The sequence below is a fragment of the Rahnella bruchi genome (assembly GCF_003614975.1).
GTDB lineage: Bacteria > Pseudomonadota > Gammaproteobacteria > Enterobacterales > Enterobacteriaceae > Rahnella > Rahnella bruchi.
Genome location: NZ_QZWI01000016.1, coordinates 108,674 through 123,668, shown reverse-complemented (window position 1 = coordinate 123,668; position 14,995 = coordinate 108,674). Strand labels below are relative to the sequence as shown.

13 protein-coding genes are annotated in these 14,995 nt (G+C 49.4%); 7 read left to right on the top strand and 6 right to left on the bottom strand.

The annotated features are described in order from the left end of the window. Positions 1-152: 152 nt before the first annotated feature. Both mobB and mobA read right to left on the bottom strand, forming a co-directional pair. The gene (gene mobB / locus D5398_RS21285) at positions 153-683 is read right to left on the bottom strand and encodes a molybdopterin-guanine dinucleotide biosynthesis protein MobB (RefSeq protein ID WP_120509408.1); all 531 of its coding nucleotides are present in this window, start codon (positions 681-683) and stop codon (positions 153-155) included. After that, positions 680-1,267 carry a molybdenum cofactor guanylyltransferase MobA gene (gene mobA / locus D5398_RS21280; protein ID WP_120509407.1) on the bottom strand — a complete coding sequence of 196 codons (588 nt, stop codon included), beginning with the start codon at positions 1,265-1,267 and terminating at the stop codon, positions 680-682. The genes mobB and mobA overlap by 4 nt, the downstream gene beginning before the upstream one ends. A 153-nt stretch (positions 1,268-1,420) precedes the next feature. Here mobA and D5398_RS21275 point away from each other — a divergent pair, with 153 nt between their 5' ends. The 5 genes from D5398_RS21275 to spfP all read left to right on the top strand — a co-directional run bounded on the left by D5398_RS21275 (position 1,421) and on the right by spfP (position 6,843). Continuing rightward, positions 1,421-1,690 (top strand): YihD family protein, encoded by a 270-nt coding sequence (locus D5398_RS21275; protein ID WP_120509406.1) that lies wholly within the window; start codon positions 1,421-1,423, stop codon positions 1,688-1,690. A 92-nt stretch (positions 1,691-1,782) separates the two neighbouring features. Further along, a complete protein-coding gene (locus D5398_RS21270; protein WP_120509405.1) occupies positions 1,783-2,769 on the top strand; it encodes a serine/threonine protein kinase in 987 nt (328 codons plus the stop codon). Positions 2,770-2,815: 46 nt separating this feature from the next. Beyond that, positions 2,816-3,439 carry a thiol:disulfide interchange protein DsbA gene (gene dsbA / locus D5398_RS21265; protein ID WP_056777623.1) on the top strand — a complete coding sequence of 208 codons (624 nt, stop codon included), beginning with the start codon at positions 2,816-2,818 and terminating at the stop codon, positions 3,437-3,439. 387 nt (positions 3,440-3,826) lie between these two features. After that, a complete protein-coding gene (gene polA, locus D5398_RS21260; RefSeq protein WP_120509404.1) occupies positions 3,827-6,631 on the top strand; it encodes a DNA polymerase I in 2,805 nt (934 codons plus the stop codon). A 164-nt stretch (positions 6,632-6,795) separates the two neighbouring features. Next, positions 6,796-6,843, top strand: coding sequence for a small protein SpfP (gene spfP / locus D5398_RS25905; RefSeq protein ID WP_071892919.1), 48 nt, complete (start codon positions 6,796-6,798; stop codon positions 6,841-6,843). Positions 6,844-7,015: 172 nt separating this feature from the next. Here the strand turns inward: spfP and yihA are convergent, their stop codons facing one another. Beyond that, complete coding sequence (gene yihA / locus D5398_RS21255; RefSeq protein ID WP_112289285.1) at positions 7,016-7,666, bottom strand: ribosome biogenesis GTP-binding protein YihA/YsxC; 651 nt, start codon at positions 7,664-7,666, stop codon at positions 7,016-7,018. Between the two features lie 579 nt (positions 7,667-8,245). Here yihA and yihI point away from each other — a divergent pair. Together yihI and hemN are read left to right on the top strand one after the other, a co-directional pair. After that, a complete protein-coding gene (gene yihI, locus D5398_RS21250) occupies positions 8,246-8,797 on the top strand; it encodes a Der GTPase-activating protein YihI (protein WP_120509403.1) in 552 nt (183 codons plus the stop codon). 187 nt (positions 8,798-8,984) lie between these two features. Then, the gene (gene hemN, locus D5398_RS21240) at positions 8,985-10,358 is read left to right on the top strand and encodes an oxygen-independent coproporphyrinogen III oxidase (RefSeq protein WP_120509402.1); all 1,374 of its coding nucleotides are present in this window, start codon (positions 8,985-8,987) and stop codon (positions 10,356-10,358) included. Between the two features lie 62 nt (positions 10,359-10,420). Here hemN and glnG read toward each other — a convergent pair whose 3' ends face one another. The 3 genes from glnG to glnA form a co-directional block, all read right to left on the bottom strand. After that, positions 10,421-11,833 carry a nitrogen regulation protein NR(I) gene (gene glnG / locus D5398_RS21235; RefSeq protein WP_120509401.1) on the bottom strand — a complete coding sequence of 471 codons (1,413 nt, stop codon included), beginning with the start codon at positions 11,831-11,833 and terminating at the stop codon, positions 10,421-10,423. A 7-nt stretch (positions 11,834-11,840) separates the two neighbouring features. Beyond that, positions 11,841-12,890, bottom strand: a complete 1,050-nt coding sequence (gene glnL, locus D5398_RS21230; protein ID WP_120509400.1) for a nitrogen regulation protein NR(II) — start codon at positions 12,888-12,890, stop codon at positions 11,841-11,843. A gap of 269 nt (positions 12,891-13,159) precedes the next feature. Next, complete coding sequence (gene glnA / locus D5398_RS21225) at positions 13,160-14,569, bottom strand: glutamate--ammonia ligase (protein ID WP_013577652.1); 1,410 nt, start codon at positions 14,567-14,569, stop codon at positions 13,160-13,162. Positions 14,570-14,995: the final 426 nt, after the last annotated feature.

Sequence of the window (14,995 nt, the reverse complement as noted above, 5' to 3'; positions counted from 1 at the left end):
CAGAAGTGAAACGCCGTAGCGCCGATGGTAGTGTGGGGTCTCCCCATGCGAGAGTAGGGAACTGCCAGGCATCAAATAAGTGGAAAGCCCTGTACTGACGTACAGGGCTTTTTGCTATGGGAAATTTAGAAAAAGAAAAGAGGAAAGAACCTTTAGTTTTGCTGACTTTTCAGCCACTGAATAACAAATTCCCCCACTTTATCTACCTCGTTTATATTCAGGATACTGATTCCAGGCTTAACTGGATCGAACAAACCATCAGTTGCGACGGCCACAACGCTAACGTCGATCAGATTATCCAGCGATTTCCCAGTTTCCTTTCTGTGTAGCACGATTTTATTGATCGCTTCATGCTTAAATCCCTCTACTAAAATCATATCCAGGTTACTGCTGTCGAAACGTGTCGCCAGATACTCCAGACTGAGCTCGCCATGCCCCGGAGTTTCAGTCATTAGTGCCCACCGGCTATTGCTGGCAACCATTGTCTGGTCTGCGCCAGCTTTACGCAGTTCAAAACTGTCTTTCCCCGGTGTATCAACGTCGACATCATGGTGGGTATGCTTGATCAGACCGGTTCGTATGCCATGCTGCCGCAGGTAGGGAATGAGAAGTTTCAGCAATGTTGTTTTTCCCGTCCCGCTGTAAGCGACGATTCCAAGCAGTGGAATTTGTTTGTTTGTCATCTTGAGAGATCTTTATTGCGGGTTTTCCAAAGTGCTACATCTTCGGGCGTATTGAGGTTGGAAAACGCCTTTGATTCACCGAAAAATACTGATTTTGCCCCAATATCATGAAGGAAAATCATCAGCTTCCTGTCACCGTTTTCCAGATACGCTGTCAGCGCCGGGACTAAACTCCGGTTTAACAGGCAAAGTGTCGGATGCTCACGCTCCGTGTCGCGCGCATAGGCCGCTTTCTGTCCTGATAGCCCGGCAGACAATGATTCACTAAGATCTGCAGGGAAAGCCGGAACGTCGCAGGGAACGAAAAGTACCCACTCGGTTTTACTCACCGATAACGCTGCAAGCATACCGGCAAGAGGGCCTGAGAAATCTTGCTCGATGTCCGGGACTGTATGGAAATCCTTCCCATAGCGTTCAGAATTCTGATTGCAGCTGATCAGAATTTCTCCTACTTGTGGGCGCAATCTTTCTGCGATGAGTTCAAATAAAGGCCTGCCATTAATTTCGACCAGTCCTTTATCTTCGCCCATCCTGCTCGAACGACCGCCTGCTAAAATAACACCTGTAATACTGTTGCGATCCATAATACCTGTCCATCAAAACATCATTATTGCCATTATTGTAACGCCTTAATTTACCCCCGGGCAGGTTACACTTTTCTGCGGTGAGCTTGTACTTTCCCTGACGAAATAACCCTGTTATTTTTAAGGTCTGAAAACAAATGGAGAAGGATTATCATGAAAGAACATCGTGTGAACGAGCTGATCGAACTGCTGCATCCCGCATGGAAAGAAGATTGCGATCTGAACCTGATGGAGTTTATCCAGAAACTGGCCACTGAATGTGGATTCCAGGGACCATTGGGCGAACTCAGTGATGACACATTGATTTATCACCTGAAAATGCGTGGTACTGACAGCACGGCTGAAATCCCAGGTTTGAAGAAAGACTATGAGGATGATTTTAAAACTGCACTTTTACGTGCCCGTGGTGTAATTAAAGATTGATGTAAACTTATGTGAACTTCATGCGAACCGCCAAAAATAGATGATACTATTTCCCATTGTCATTTTTCTGTGCGGCCAATCCGAATGAAGTTATGAACAATTCAGCTTTTAATTTTCAGGCATTGTCGCCGGATCTTATCCTTGATGCGTTAGAGAGTGTCGGTCTTATTGCTGAGTCCGGCCTCACTGCATTGAACAGTTATGAAAACCGTGTTTACCAGTTTCTCGGTGAAGACAGAAAACGCTATGTGGTGAAGTTTTACCGTCCTGAGCGATGGACAGAAGAGCAGATCCACGAAGAGCATCAGTTTTCTCTTGATATGTCCGATGCTGAAATTCCTGCGGTTGCCCCTCTTTCTATCAACGAAAACACATTGCATCACTATCAGGGATATATGTTTACCGTATTTCCCAGCGTAGGTGGACGGCAGTATGAGATCGATAATCTCGACCAGCTGGAGTGGGTAGGACGTTTTCTTGGACGCATTCATCAGGTGGGCAGCGAAAGCCTGTTTTCGGCACGTCCAACTATCGGGGTTGACGAATATCTTTTCCACCCGCGGGAAGTTCTCGCCCTATGTCCGCTGATCCCCAAAAGTTTGCGCGAACCTTTTTTATCAGCAACCGATCAGCTGATTCGCACTACATGCGATTATTGGCATACTGACTGGCAGCCTCTACGCTTACATGGTGATTGCCACCCAGGCAATATTCTCTGGCGTGACGGGCCTTTGTTTGTCGATATGGATGATGCCCGCAATGGCCCGGCGATACAGGATCTCTGGATGCTTCTGCATGGAGATCAAAGTGAGCAAAGGCTCCAGTTAGATATCTTGCTGGAAGCTTATGGAGAGTTTGCAGATTTAGACACTCGCGAACTGTCTTTGATTGAACCGCTTCGCGCCATGCGCATGGTTTATTATCTGGCCTGGGTTGCCCGTCGCTGGGAAGATCCTGCATTTCCTAAGAGTTTCCCTTGGATGCAGGACGAAGATTTCTGGCGTAGTCAGATAGCGGCTTTTACTGAGCAAGTTAAGAAATTACAGGCACCTCCTTTACAGCTGATGCCAATGTATTGAGTCATGATTAATGTTCGAAGTTTAATTAAATGGAGATAGGCTTTATATGAAAAAGATATTCCTGGCACTGGTTGGTATGGTTATGGCCTTCAGTGTGTCTGCCGCGCAATTCTCTGATGGCGCACAGTACGTTACTTTAGATAAAACCGTTGCTAATGAGCCACAGGTACTCGAGTTCTTCTCATTTTATTGCCCGCACTGCTACCAGTTTGAACAAGTCTGGCATGTCTCTGATAGTATCCGTAAGAACCTGCCTAAAGATGTTAAATACACCAAGTATCACGTCGAATTCCTGGGGCCATTGGGTAAACAATTAACTCAAGCCTGGGCTGTTGCGATTGCTCTGGGTGTTGAAGACAAAGTGAGCCCGCTGATGTTTGATGCTGTGCAGAAACAGCAATCAGTTCAGAATGCTGACGATATCCGTAAAGTCTTTATTCAGGCGGGTGTGAAAGGCGAAGATTATGATGCCGCACTTAACAGCTTTGTCGTGAAATCTCTGGTTGTTCAACAGGAGAAAGCCGCTGCTGACCTGGGTCTGCAAGGTGTTCCCTCTGTATTTGTGAACGGCAAATATATGGTTAAAAATGACGGACTTGATACCAGCTCAATGGATATGTACGTCAAACAATATTCTGATGTGATCAACTTCTTAGCGACCAAAAAATAAGAATTTCTGATCTCAACGCCAGCTTTCGGGCTGGCGTTATATTTTCTAAGAATTGAGATGCAGAAAATTATTACGGACGTAAATATAAAAAACTTCCTCAGAAAGTTTTCCAATAAATATAACTATCCACAATAGCTATTAAACTTCTATTACATCAATATTTCATAAATCAATCCTATAACCTGATGAAACACGTAGTTAAAATCCTGATGAGTTTTTGGATTAACATCCCGTATTAATTTCCTATTAAAACTATTCACAAAGTTATCCACAGGATGATCCTTCGAGATCCCCCGCAACTTCGCAATGAATTTCCTTCTCAAGGTTCGTCTTTCCCGCTGGCTATGGCATCCTTAGAGCATGTCTGATCACGAATAAAGAAGAGTTATGGCCCAGATAGCAGAAAACCCCTTAATCCTGGTGGACGGCTCGTCCTACCTTTATCGCGCATACCATGCGTTCCCTCCGCTGACCAACTCTGCGGGTGAACCGACCGGCGCGATGTACGGTGTGCTGAATATGTTGCGCAGTCTGTTGCTGCAATACACCCCAAGCCACGTTGCTGTGGTTTTTGACGCGAAAGGCAAAACCTTCCGTGATGAACTGTTTGAACAGTATAAATCTCACCGCCCTCCGATGCCGGATGATCTGCGCTCTCAGATTGAGCCGCTTCACCAAATGGTAAAAGCGATGGGGCTGCCATTACTGGTCGTTTCCGGCGTTGAGGCTGACGACGTGATCGGTACGCTGGCACTTGAAGCCGAGAAAGCGGGGCATGCGGTTCTGATCAGTACCGGTGATAAAGATATGGCGCAGCTGGTTACTCCGGGCGTCACTTTGATTAACACCATGAACAACGCGATCCTGGGGCCAGATGAAGTTGTTGAGAAGTATGGTGTTCCACCAGAGCTGATTATCGATTTCCTCGCGCTGATGGGCGACTCCTCGGATAACATTCCGGGCGTACCGGGCGTGGGTGAGAAAACAGCACAGGCGCTTTTACAAGGCATTGGTGGCCTTGATGCGCTTTATGCTGATCTCGATAAAGTGTCGACATTAAGCTTTCGTGGCTCAAAAACCATGGCTGCAAAACTGGCGGATAATAAAGAGGTGGCTTACCTCTCTTACCAGCTGGCGACGATTAAAACGGACGTTGAGCTGGATCTGACCTGTGCAGAGCTGACGGTTTCAGAACCTGACGCCGACGAACTCCATAAGCTTTTTGGTCGCTATGAATTCAAACGCTGGCTGGCAGATGTGGAATCTGGCACCTGGCTGAGCAGCAAAAAATCTGCTGGCAAAGCGCCGGCTGCGGCGAAGAAAGGCGCTCAGGCTGAAGAAACGACTTCAGTATCTGCAGTTGAACCTAACCAGCTATCTCAGGAAGGGTACGTCACCATTCTGGATCAGACGACCCTTGATGAGTGGATCGGGTATCTCAAAGCATCGGACGTTTTTGCTTTCGATACCGAAACGGATGGTCTGGATACGCTGACGGCCAATCTGATCGGTTTGTCTTTCGCTACAGAAGCGGGCAAAGCGGCTTATCTTCCTGTGGCGCATGATTATCTTGATGCACCGCCGCAGCTGGATCGCAATGATGTGCTTAAACAACTTAAGCCGTTACTCGAAGATAAAAAACAGCGCAAAGTCGGGCAGAACCTGAAGTTCGACCGCGGTGTTTTACTGCGTTATGACATCGAATTAAAAGGTATCGCCTTCGATACCATGCTTGAATCCTACGTACTGGACAGTGTGTCCGGGCGTCATGACATGGACAGTTTGGCCGATCGTTATCTCGGTCATAAAACCGTAGGCTTTGAAGAGATTGCCGGTAAGGGCAAAAATCAGCTGACTTTCAACCAGATTGCGCTTGAGCAGGCGGCGCCGTATGCGGCAGAAGATGCCGATGTCACGCTGCAATTGCATCAGGCACTCTGGCCACGTATTCAGGAAAGCGAATCCCTGACTAAGGTGTTCACGGATATTGAAATGCCACTGGTACCTGTTTTGTCTCATATCGAACGTACCGGTGTGTTGATTGATCAGAACATCCTCGCTGCTCACTCGAAAGAGCTGGCTATTCGTCTGAACGAGCTGGAAAACAAAGCGCATGAACTGGCCGAAGAGCCATTCAACCTTTCTTCGACCAAACAGCTTCAGGCCATTCTGTATGAAAAACAGAAACTGCCGATCCTGAAGAAAACCCCGGGTGGCGCCCCCTCAACCAATGAAGAAGTTTTGGCTGAACTGGCACTCGATTATCCATTGCCGAAAGTTATTCTTGAATATCGTGGTCTGGCGAAACTGAAATCGACTTATACCGACAAACTGCCATTGATGATCAACCCGCAGTCTGGTCGCGTGCATACGTCTTACCATCAGGCAGTTACCGCAACGGGACGCCTGTCCTCAAGCGATCCCAATCTGCAAAATATTCCGGTGCGTAATGACGAAGGGCGTCGTATCCGTCAGGCGTTTATCGCGCCAAAAGACTACATCATTCTGGCTGCCGACTACTCGCAGATTGAATTGCGAATCATGGCGCATTTATCGAAAGATGAAGGTTTGCTGACAGCTTTCGCGCAAGGCAAAGATATTCACCGCGCAACGGCCGCAGAAGTCTTCGGCACTCCGCTGGAGAAAGTCTCCGGTGAGCAACGTCGCAGCGCGAAAGCGATTAACTTTGGTCTGATTTACGGCATGAGCGCCTTTGGTCTGTCACGGCAGCTGAACATTCCGCGTAAGGAATCTCAGCGTTATATGGATTTATATTTCGAGCGTTATCCGGGCGTGCTGGAATATATGGAACGTACGCGTACTCAGGCGTCTGAGCAGGGTTACGTGGAAACGCTGGATGGTCGCCGTCTGTATCTTCCGGACATTAAATCCAGCAACGCGATGCGCCGTAAAGGAGCTGAACGTGCGGCGATCAACGCCCCGATGCAGGGTACGGCCGCTGACATTATCAAACGTGCAATGATAAGCGTCGATGCCTGGCTGAAACAGTCAGATGCACCGCGTGCCCGTATTATCATGCAGGTACACGATGAACTGGTGTTTGAAGTGCATAAAGATGATGTTGAAGTTGCGAGTGAAAAAATTCGCGGCCTGATGGAATCCAGCATGGCGCTGGCAGTTCCGTTGAAAGTGGACGTGGGTACTGGAGAAAACTGGGATCAGGCTCACTAAGTGGATAGTAATTAAGCTTTTTTTGTAATTAAGCTACAGAATTATGTACTCAGACCATGAAGGTGATCGCATAAACCGCGATTTTTGTGTAAGTAAACTACAAAAAGTTCTTTTTCCCCATCAGAAAATAGGGTAAAGTTTCTCTCGTAGGGTACAGAGGTAAGATGTTCTATCTTTCAGACCTTTTACTTCACGTAATCGGATTTGGCTGAATATTTTAGCCGCCCCAGGCATTTATGTCTGGGGCGTTTTTTATTGGGGTTTTCAGAGAGCTACGCCCATTTCCTGCCCCCTTTCATAAAACCGCATCCATAAAAAAGGGCAGCCTGTTGGCCGCCCTGATATGTTCTTTACTTACAGTTTTCTTCGTTAAAGCGCGGTTAATTACTCGCCTTCGTCAAAAAGCTCTTCTTCCAGCACTTCCGGTGGAATTTCGCTGAACCAGGTGTTCAGTTTGTCACTCAATTTATCCACGCCCATTTTCTTTGGTGAAGAGAACGCTTCAACCTGAATATCGCCCATGAATTCTTTCACGGCTTCGCGGACCATTTTGATCTGCGCCTGACGCGCACCGGATGCCAGTTTGTCGGCTTTAGTCAGCAACAACATTACCGGCGTACCGACATCGACAGCCCACTGAATCATCTGCTGGTCGAGATCTTTCAGCGGATGGCGGATATCCATCAGCACAACCAGACCTTTCAGCGAGTTGCGCATTTGCAGATATTCACCCAGCGCGCGCTGCCATTTACGCTTCATTTCTTCCGGTACTTCAGCATAGCCATAACCCGGTAAGTCGACCAGACGGATGCCCGGTTTCACTTCGAACAGGTTAATGAGCTGAGTACGGCCAGGCGTTTTACTGGTACGTGCGAGGCTTTTCTGCTGCGTCAAAGTATTCAATGCGCTGGATTTGCCGGCGTTTGAACGACCAGCAAATGCGACTTCAATGCCTGCGTCAGATGGCAAATGCCGGATGTCCGGGGCGCTCATGACGAAATGGGTCATATGATAGTTGTAAGTTTGGCTGGTCAAAGCGTGCGTCTCCGTGAGGCATGAGTATCTGGCTGGCGATTATAACTGCAACAGAGCCGAGATGCGTTCGTGTTTTTAAATTCCGAATGATGAGGCGAAGGGACCACAGAGATGAAGGCGGGGGAAATTGCCTTCATGATGTAAGACATTTGCTATTCATGATGCGGGTTATTTCGCTTGTTTTGTCGCCGAAATTTTTAATATTATTAAATTTCAATAAGATAAAAATAATGTAGTTCTGAATCCCACAAGACGGCAGGCGGGTATCTTGAGCCTTTGTGTCAGTCGGGTAAAGTATTTCTTACGCGGTGAAGGCGAGAACGGAAACACGGACGAATATTGCATTCATGGATCACGGGAAATGCATCGCGATTTAAGGACGAACGGGGCCGGAGGCTCTGAAAGGCAAAGGAAAAACCGGGACGTTGACGCTATACAGGGAAAGTGTTTGAGGAATATCCTTCTACGGAAGGAAAGAAAAAGGCAGCAAGGTTAACTTGCTGCCTTTTTTCTTTGTTCGCTTTCTGCTAGATTCCGCCGCAAATCTATACTAAATGTACACACCTAAGAGCAGATGCCATGAAACAGCCAGCGAAAGCACCGCGCGCCAATACCGCGACAGCTAAAAAGAAGAAGAAAAGTCGTGTAGAGCTTGATATCGAAGCGCGCGAACGCAAGCGTGACAATAAGCGCCGTGGCCACAAAGCAGGCTCACGCGCTAACCCGGACGCTGCCCAGAATCAAAGCGGAGCAGGCGCTAAAAAAACTGATCCGCGCATCGGCAGTAAGAAAGCCGTGCCATTGATCGTGGAAACCGTCACGAACAATGCAGCGAAAGCGAAGAAAGCGGCGCAGGCGAAGCCGGAAGCAAAACCAAAAATGTCTCCGCAAGAAGAACTGACATTACTGGAAAATGATGAGCGTCTGGATTCACTGCTCGATCTTATTGACGACGGCAAAGCGCTGAGCGCAGAAGATCAGGCTTATGTTGACCAGACTCTGGATCGTATTGATGTTCTGATGGAAATCCTCGGTATCGAACTCGGCGACGACGAAGATGACGAAGAAGAAGAGAAGAACGAAGATATGATGCAGTTGCTCAAACGCGGGAATCCTAAAGAAGGTTTCTAAGCGATGCGCTGGGTCATTCCGGCAATAGCCTTACTCTTTGCATGTTATCTCCTTTGGTTATTCGGTAAACTACGGCGGTTATCGAAAACTAAAGCACGTTTGCGCAGAGCGACCTTTGTCAGGCAGGCCAAAAGCCTGCCTGTAAGGGAAACCGGCAGCATCCGACGCCGGAAGGAGTAAATCACCCATGTCAGAACAGACAACCGTCTGGGATTTAGCGCTGATCCAGAAGTACAACTATTCAGGTCCGCGATACACATCCTACCCAACTGCACTCGAATTTAGCGAAAGCGACGACGATGCGGCTTTTAAAAAAGCGGCTGTCCGTTACCCTGAGCGCTCCCTTTCGCTGTATGTGCACATTCCTTTCTGCCATAAGCTTTGCTATTTCTGCGGCTGCAATAAACTGGTCACGCGCCAGCAGCATAAAGCCGAAGAATATCTCAACGTGCTTGAGAAAGAGATAAGCCACCGTGCGCCGCTCTTTAAGGGCCGTCAGGTCAGTCAACTGCACTGGGGGGGTGGTACGCCGACTTATCTCAATAAAGCGCAGATAAGCCGTCTGATGGGCCTTCTGCGGGCACACTTTGATATCCTGCCCGATGCAGAAATGTCGCTGGAAGTCGACCCACGTGAAATCGAGCTGGATGTGCTCGACCATTTGCGCAGTGAAGGCTTTAACCGCCTGAGCATGGGCGTGCAGGATTTCAACAAAGAAGTGCAGCGATTGGTTAATCGCGAGCAGGATGAAGACTTCATCTTTGCCCTGATTGAACGCGCCCGTGCGCTGGGTTTCAATTCCACCAATATCGACCTGATCTATGGTCTGCCGAAACAAACGGCGGAGAGTTTCGCTTATACGCTGCAACGCGTGGCAGAGCTTAATCCGGATCGTCTCAGTGTGTTCAATTACGCGCACATGCCAAAATTGTTTGCCGCTCAGCGGAAAATCAAAGATGCCGATTTGCCTGGCGCAGAAGAGAAACTGAAAATCCTGCAGGAAACCATCGCTTCGCTGACGGCCTCCGGTTACCGTTTTATTGGGATGGATCACTTTGCCCGTCCTGATGATGAACTGGCGATTGCCCAGCGCGAAGGCAAACTGCATCGCAATTTCCAGGGATATACCACGCAGGGCGACAGCGATTTGCTGGGTATGGGCGTTTCGGCCATCAGCATGCTGGGCGATACTTACGCGCAGAACGAGAAAGACCTGAAAACCTATTACGCCAGAGTAGAAGAGCAGGGGAATGCATTATGGCGCGGTCTGGAAATGACCAATGACGATTGTCTGCGCCGCGATGTCATTAAATCGCTAATCTGCCATTTCGAGCTGAGTTTTGCCGATGTCGAGCAGCGATATGGCATCCGCTTTACCGACTATTTCGCCGACGATCTGGCATTACTGAAACCCTTGGCCGAAGACGGGCTGGTTGAGGTGAGTGAAAAGCATATTCAGGTGACGCCACGCGGCCGTTTGCTGATCCGAAATATCTGCATGTGCTTTGATATTTATCTGCGCCGTCAGGTGCGTCAGCAGCAATTTTCCCGCGTGATCTGAGTTCTTTGCTGCAAACAAAAACAGCCGCTTATGCGGCTGTTTTGCTTTCTGGCACCTGGCTTTTATTCCATGCCCAGTTCTTTCAGCTTGCGGGTCAGGGTATTTCGTCCCCAGCCCAGCAAACGTGCGGCTTCCTGTTTATGACCTTGAGTATGGCGCAGCGCCGTAGTCAGTAAGGTGCGCTCCATTTCAGGCTGTGCTTCTGATAACAAGTTTTGATGACCGGAACGCAGGGCGCGATCTGCCCATTGAGCCAGCAATGTTGCCCAGCTGTCCGGCAGACTCTGACCACCTGTTTCCGGGGCCGAAGTTTCAAACAGTTCGCTCGGTAAATCCTGAATCAGCACTTCCTGACCAGCCGCCATCACCGTTAACCAGCGACAGGTGTTTTCCAGCTGGCGCACGTTGCCTTGCCACGGCAGACGCGTCAGCGCTATCTCCGTTTCCGGGTGCAGGTTTTTCGCTTCGACGCCAAGCTCTTTCGCTGCGACTTGCAGGAAGTACCGCGCCAGACGCGGAATATCTTCACGACGTTCACGCAACGGCGGCAGATGGACGCGGATAACATTCAGGCGATGGAATAAATCCTCGCGGAATTTTCCTTCCTGAACCCGCAGTTCCAGATTCTGGTGAGTCGCGGCGATAATACGCACGTCCACTTTCACTGGCGCATAGCCGCCTACGCGATAGAACTGACCATCTGCCAGCACGCGCAGCAGACGGGTTTGTACATCGAGCGGCATATCACCGATTTCATCCAGGAACAGCGTGCCGTTATCGGCCTGCTCAAAACGTCCCTGGCGGATGGTATTGGCGCCAGTAAATGCCCCTTTCTCGTGACCGAATAATTCGGACTCAATCAGGTCTTTAGGTATGGCTGCCATATTCAGCGCGATAAACGGCGCTTTGGCACGCGGGCTGTGGCGGTGCAATGCATGAGCCACCAGCTCTTTACCCGTTCCGGATTCCCCGTTAATCAGTACGCTTATCGACGAGCGGGACAAACGGCCAATGATGCGGAACACGTCCTGCATGGCTGGCGCTTCGCCAATAATATCCGCCGTCGGGCCGCTGGCTGGCTGGCTGCGCGCGGGTTGCTGTTGTTCCTGATAATGGCTGATGGCACGTTCAACCAGAGCCACTGCTTCGTCAATGTCGAAAGGTTTTGGCAGATAATCAAATGCGCCTTGCTGATAGGCGCTGACGGCGGCATCCAGATCGGAATGCGCTGTCATTATGATGACCGGAAGCATCGGGTGGCGTTGTTTAATCTGCTTTAACAGCGCTAAACCGTCCATCCCCGGCATACGGATATCTGATAACAAAACGTCAGGGGTTTGAGTCGCAATGGCATCAAGCACTTCATTGCCGCTGTCAAACGTGGTGCAGGTTAAACCGGCTCCAGTGAGCGCACGTTCAAGTACCCAGCGGATGGAGCTATCGTCATCGACGATCCAGACTATCCCTCGTTGCATAAGAACCTCACTGGCGAATAGGCAGGTAAACCGAGAATTCGGTATGTCCTGGCCAACTGTTAAATTCAACTTTACCCGAATGCTGATCAATCAAACTGCGCGCGATTGAAAGGCCCAAACCGGTACCTCCCTCGCGGCCACTGACCATGGGGTAAAAAAGAGTGTCCTGCAAATGTGCCGGTACGCCGGGGCCGTCATCTTCAATATCGATTCTTGCCGCCAGACGATAACGCACGCCGTGTAACGTAATCTGGAAAGCAGTCCGCGTGCGCAGTGTTATTGTGCCGCCTTCCTCCCCCAGCGCCTGCAAGGCGTTGCGGGTGATATTCAATAAAATCTGTTCTATCTGGTCAGGGTCATGTGCCAGTTCCGGCAGGCTCGGGTCATAGTCCCGCACCAGCTGAACGTTATCGGGTTTTTCCATCGATACCAGCTGACAAACGCGCTCTGCAACCTGATGAATACTTTGTGTAATGTGCTGACTCGGGCGCTGTGGCCCCAGCAATCTGTCCACCAGATTCCGCAGACGGTCAGCTTGCTCGATAATGACTTTGGTATATTCCAGCAGGGCCGGATCCGGCAGCGCTCTTGATAACAACTGGGCCGCACCACGCAAACCGCCAAGCGGGTTTTTAATTTCATGCGCCAGACCGCGTATCAAATCACGGGCCGCAACCTGTTGAGCATGCTGCAATTGTTCCTGGCTCAGGCGTCGCTGATTATCCATCGGCGCCAGTTCGACCAGAATGAAGCCTTCCGGCAGCATCTGGGCGGTCAGTGACAACACATGAGCGCGGCCATCAACCACCAGAGTCACTTCGCTGTCTGTAAAGCCCTGTCCGGCAGTCAGACTTTCACGCATTAACCCGATGTTGAGCGAAAAATATCCCACCAGCTCTGGCAAAGGGGTGCCAAAAAGTTTGCGGGAACTTTGCGCCAGTAACTGCTGAGCCGCCGGGTTGGCGTAATGCACAGCCAAATCGTCGTCCAACAGCAGAACGCTGTTGATTAAAGAATTCAGGATCTGCCCAGCATCGGGCAGCTTGCCAGTTGCCATACCGCAGTCTCCCGCACCTGATGGGTGCATTTTATCTCGCTACCCGGCGAAATCACGGGTCAGAGGGGTTAAGCAGGAAAGAGTGTGGAGAAAAAAGCCCATCCGGAGATGGGCTGAAAGTTTCCACGGCAACAAATAAAATCGTTTTACTTCATTTTGATGCTGAAGGTTTTCTTACAGCCAGACCTCCAGCCGGGTATTTTTCTCAGCGCCGGTCAGAGGACGGGCACTGAGTTCAGGTTCAATTCGAAAATTAAACGCTGTTTTTATTAAACGCTGTAATACAGTTCGAACTCAACCGGATGCGGAGTCATACGTACGCGGTCCATTTCTTCTTTACGCAGGCCGATGTAAGCATCGATAGCGTCGTCAGTGAACACGCCGCCACGGGTCAGGAACTCGCGGTCTTCGTTCAGTGCGTTCAGAGCTTCTTCCAGTGAACCTGCAACTTTTGGAATTTCTGCTTCTTCTTCCGGTGGCAGGTCATACAGGTTTTTGTCCATCGCATCGCCAGGGTGGATCTTGTTAATGATACCGTCCAGGCCAGCCATCATCAGTGCAGCAAACGCCAGGTATGGGTTAGCAGCTGGATCAGGGAAGCGTGCTTCGATACGCATTGCTTTAGGCGTAGATACGTGTGGAATACGGATGGATGCAGAACGGTTACGCGCTGAGTAAGCCAGCATGACTGGCGCTTCGTAGCCCGGGACCAAACGCTTGTAGGAGTTGGTCGTTGGGTTAGCGTAGGCGTTGATCGCTTTAGCGTGTTTGATGATACCGCCGATGTAGAACAGTGCCATTTCAGACAGGCCGCCGTATTTGTCGCCAGCGAACAGGTTGTTACCGTTCTTGGACAAAGACATGTGGCAGTGCATACCGGAACCGTTATCGCCAAACATTGGTTTTGGCATGAAGGTCGCAGTTTTGCCAAATGCGTGAGCCACGTTGTGAACCACGTATTTGTAGATTTGAATTTCGTCAGCCTTTTTGGTCAGGGTGTTGAAGCGGGTTGCCACTTCGTTCTGACCAGCTGTTGCCACTTCGTGGTGGTGAGCTTCAACAACCAGACCCATTTCTTCCATGGTCAGACACATGGTAGAGCGCAGATCCTGGGAGGAGTCGACCGGAGGAACCGGGAAGTAGCCGCCTTTAACAGCAGGACGGTGGCCTTTGTTGCCGCCTTCGTATTTGGTGCTGGAGTTCCATGCGCCTTCGATATCATCGATAGCAACGTGAGAACCGGAGATGCTGCTGCCGAAGCGCACATCATCAAACAGGAAGAATTCTGGCTCTGGCCCGAACAGTACTGTGTCCGCGATACCGGAAGAGCGCAGGAAATCTTCTGCACGTTTTGCGGTAGAACGTGGGTCGCGGTCATAACCTTGCAGCGTGGTTGGCTCAAGGATGTCGCAACGAATGATCAGAGTGGTTTCTTCGTAGAACGGGTCAAGAACAGCAGTGCTCGCATCTGGCATCAAAACCATGTCAGATTCGTTAATGCCTTTCCAGCCACCGATTGAAGAGCCATCGAACATTTTGCCTTCTTCGAAGAAGTCAGCGCTAACCTGGTGTGCAGGAATGGTGACGTGCTGTTCTTTGCCTTTGGTATCTGTGAAACGTAAATCTACGAATTTCACTTCATGCTCATTCAGCATCGTCAAAACGTGTTCAGCGGACATACTAGTTCTCCCGAATTTCTCATTATCGTCGTGGAACGAATAACCATTTTTGGTCTTTAGTTGGAAATAACAGCTTTACTTGAACTGGCGTGTGGACTGAACAGCGCTATTATTTGACTGGTCAGACGCTTCACCCTGTAAAAACTTTTTTTTACCCTAAAAACTATTAGCGAAAAGTGTGCCAACTTTGAGAAAATGCAAACAACGCCATTTTACAGGGCTCTTGCACTCAATAAGTATGCACCATAACGGAATATCTGCACTATAATGGTGCTAACTCTGAGATGCATAGCACCAAAAAGGTGCGTCATTATGGTTCAGTGGTCTTTTTGCACCGTGAAAGGGATCACAAAGTAACCATCCATAAGTTGTTTCATCAAGATCCTTGTGATCTTGTTTAGAACCTCGCTTAATACGTGTACAATA

Bases quoted from the DNA above. Each gene is read 5' to 3' on its own strand.
- mobB (WP_120509408.1), bottom strand. From the start codon at position 683: ATGACAAACAAACAAATTCCACTGCTTGGAATCGTCGCTTACAGCGGG.
- mobA (WP_120509407.1), bottom strand. From the start codon at position 1,267: ATGGATCGCAACAGTATTACAGGTGTTATTTTAGCAGGCGGTCGTTCG.
- D5398_RS21275 (WP_120509406.1), top strand. From the start codon at position 1,421: ATGAAAGAACATCGTGTGAACGAGCTGATCGAACTGCTGCATCCCGCA.
- D5398_RS21270 (WP_120509405.1), top strand. From the start codon at position 1,783: ATGAACAATTCAGCTTTTAATTTTCAGGCATTGTCGCCGGATCTTATC.
- dsbA (WP_056777623.1), top strand. From the start codon at position 2,816: ATGAAAAAGATATTCCTGGCACTGGTTGGTATGGTTATGGCCTTCAGT.
- polA (WP_120509404.1), top strand. From the start codon at position 3,827: ATGGCCCAGATAGCAGAAAACCCCTTAATCCTGGTGGACGGCTCGTCC.
- yihI (WP_120509403.1), top strand. From the start codon at position 8,246: ATGAAACAGCCAGCGAAAGCACCGCGCGCCAATACCGCGACAGCTAAA.
- hemN (WP_120509402.1), top strand. From the start codon at position 8,985: ATGTCAGAACAGACAACCGTCTGGGATTTAGCGCTGATCCAGAAGTAC.
- glnG (WP_120509401.1), bottom strand. From the start codon at position 11,833: ATGCAACGAGGGATAGTCTGGATCGTCGATGACGATAGCTCCATCCGC.
- glnL (WP_120509400.1), bottom strand. From the start codon at position 12,890: ATGGCAACTGGCAAGCTGCCCGATGCTGGGCAGATCCTGAATTCTTTA.
- glnA (WP_013577652.1), bottom strand. From the start codon at position 14,569: ATGTCCGCTGAACACGTTTTGACGATGCTGAATGAGCATGAAGTGAAA.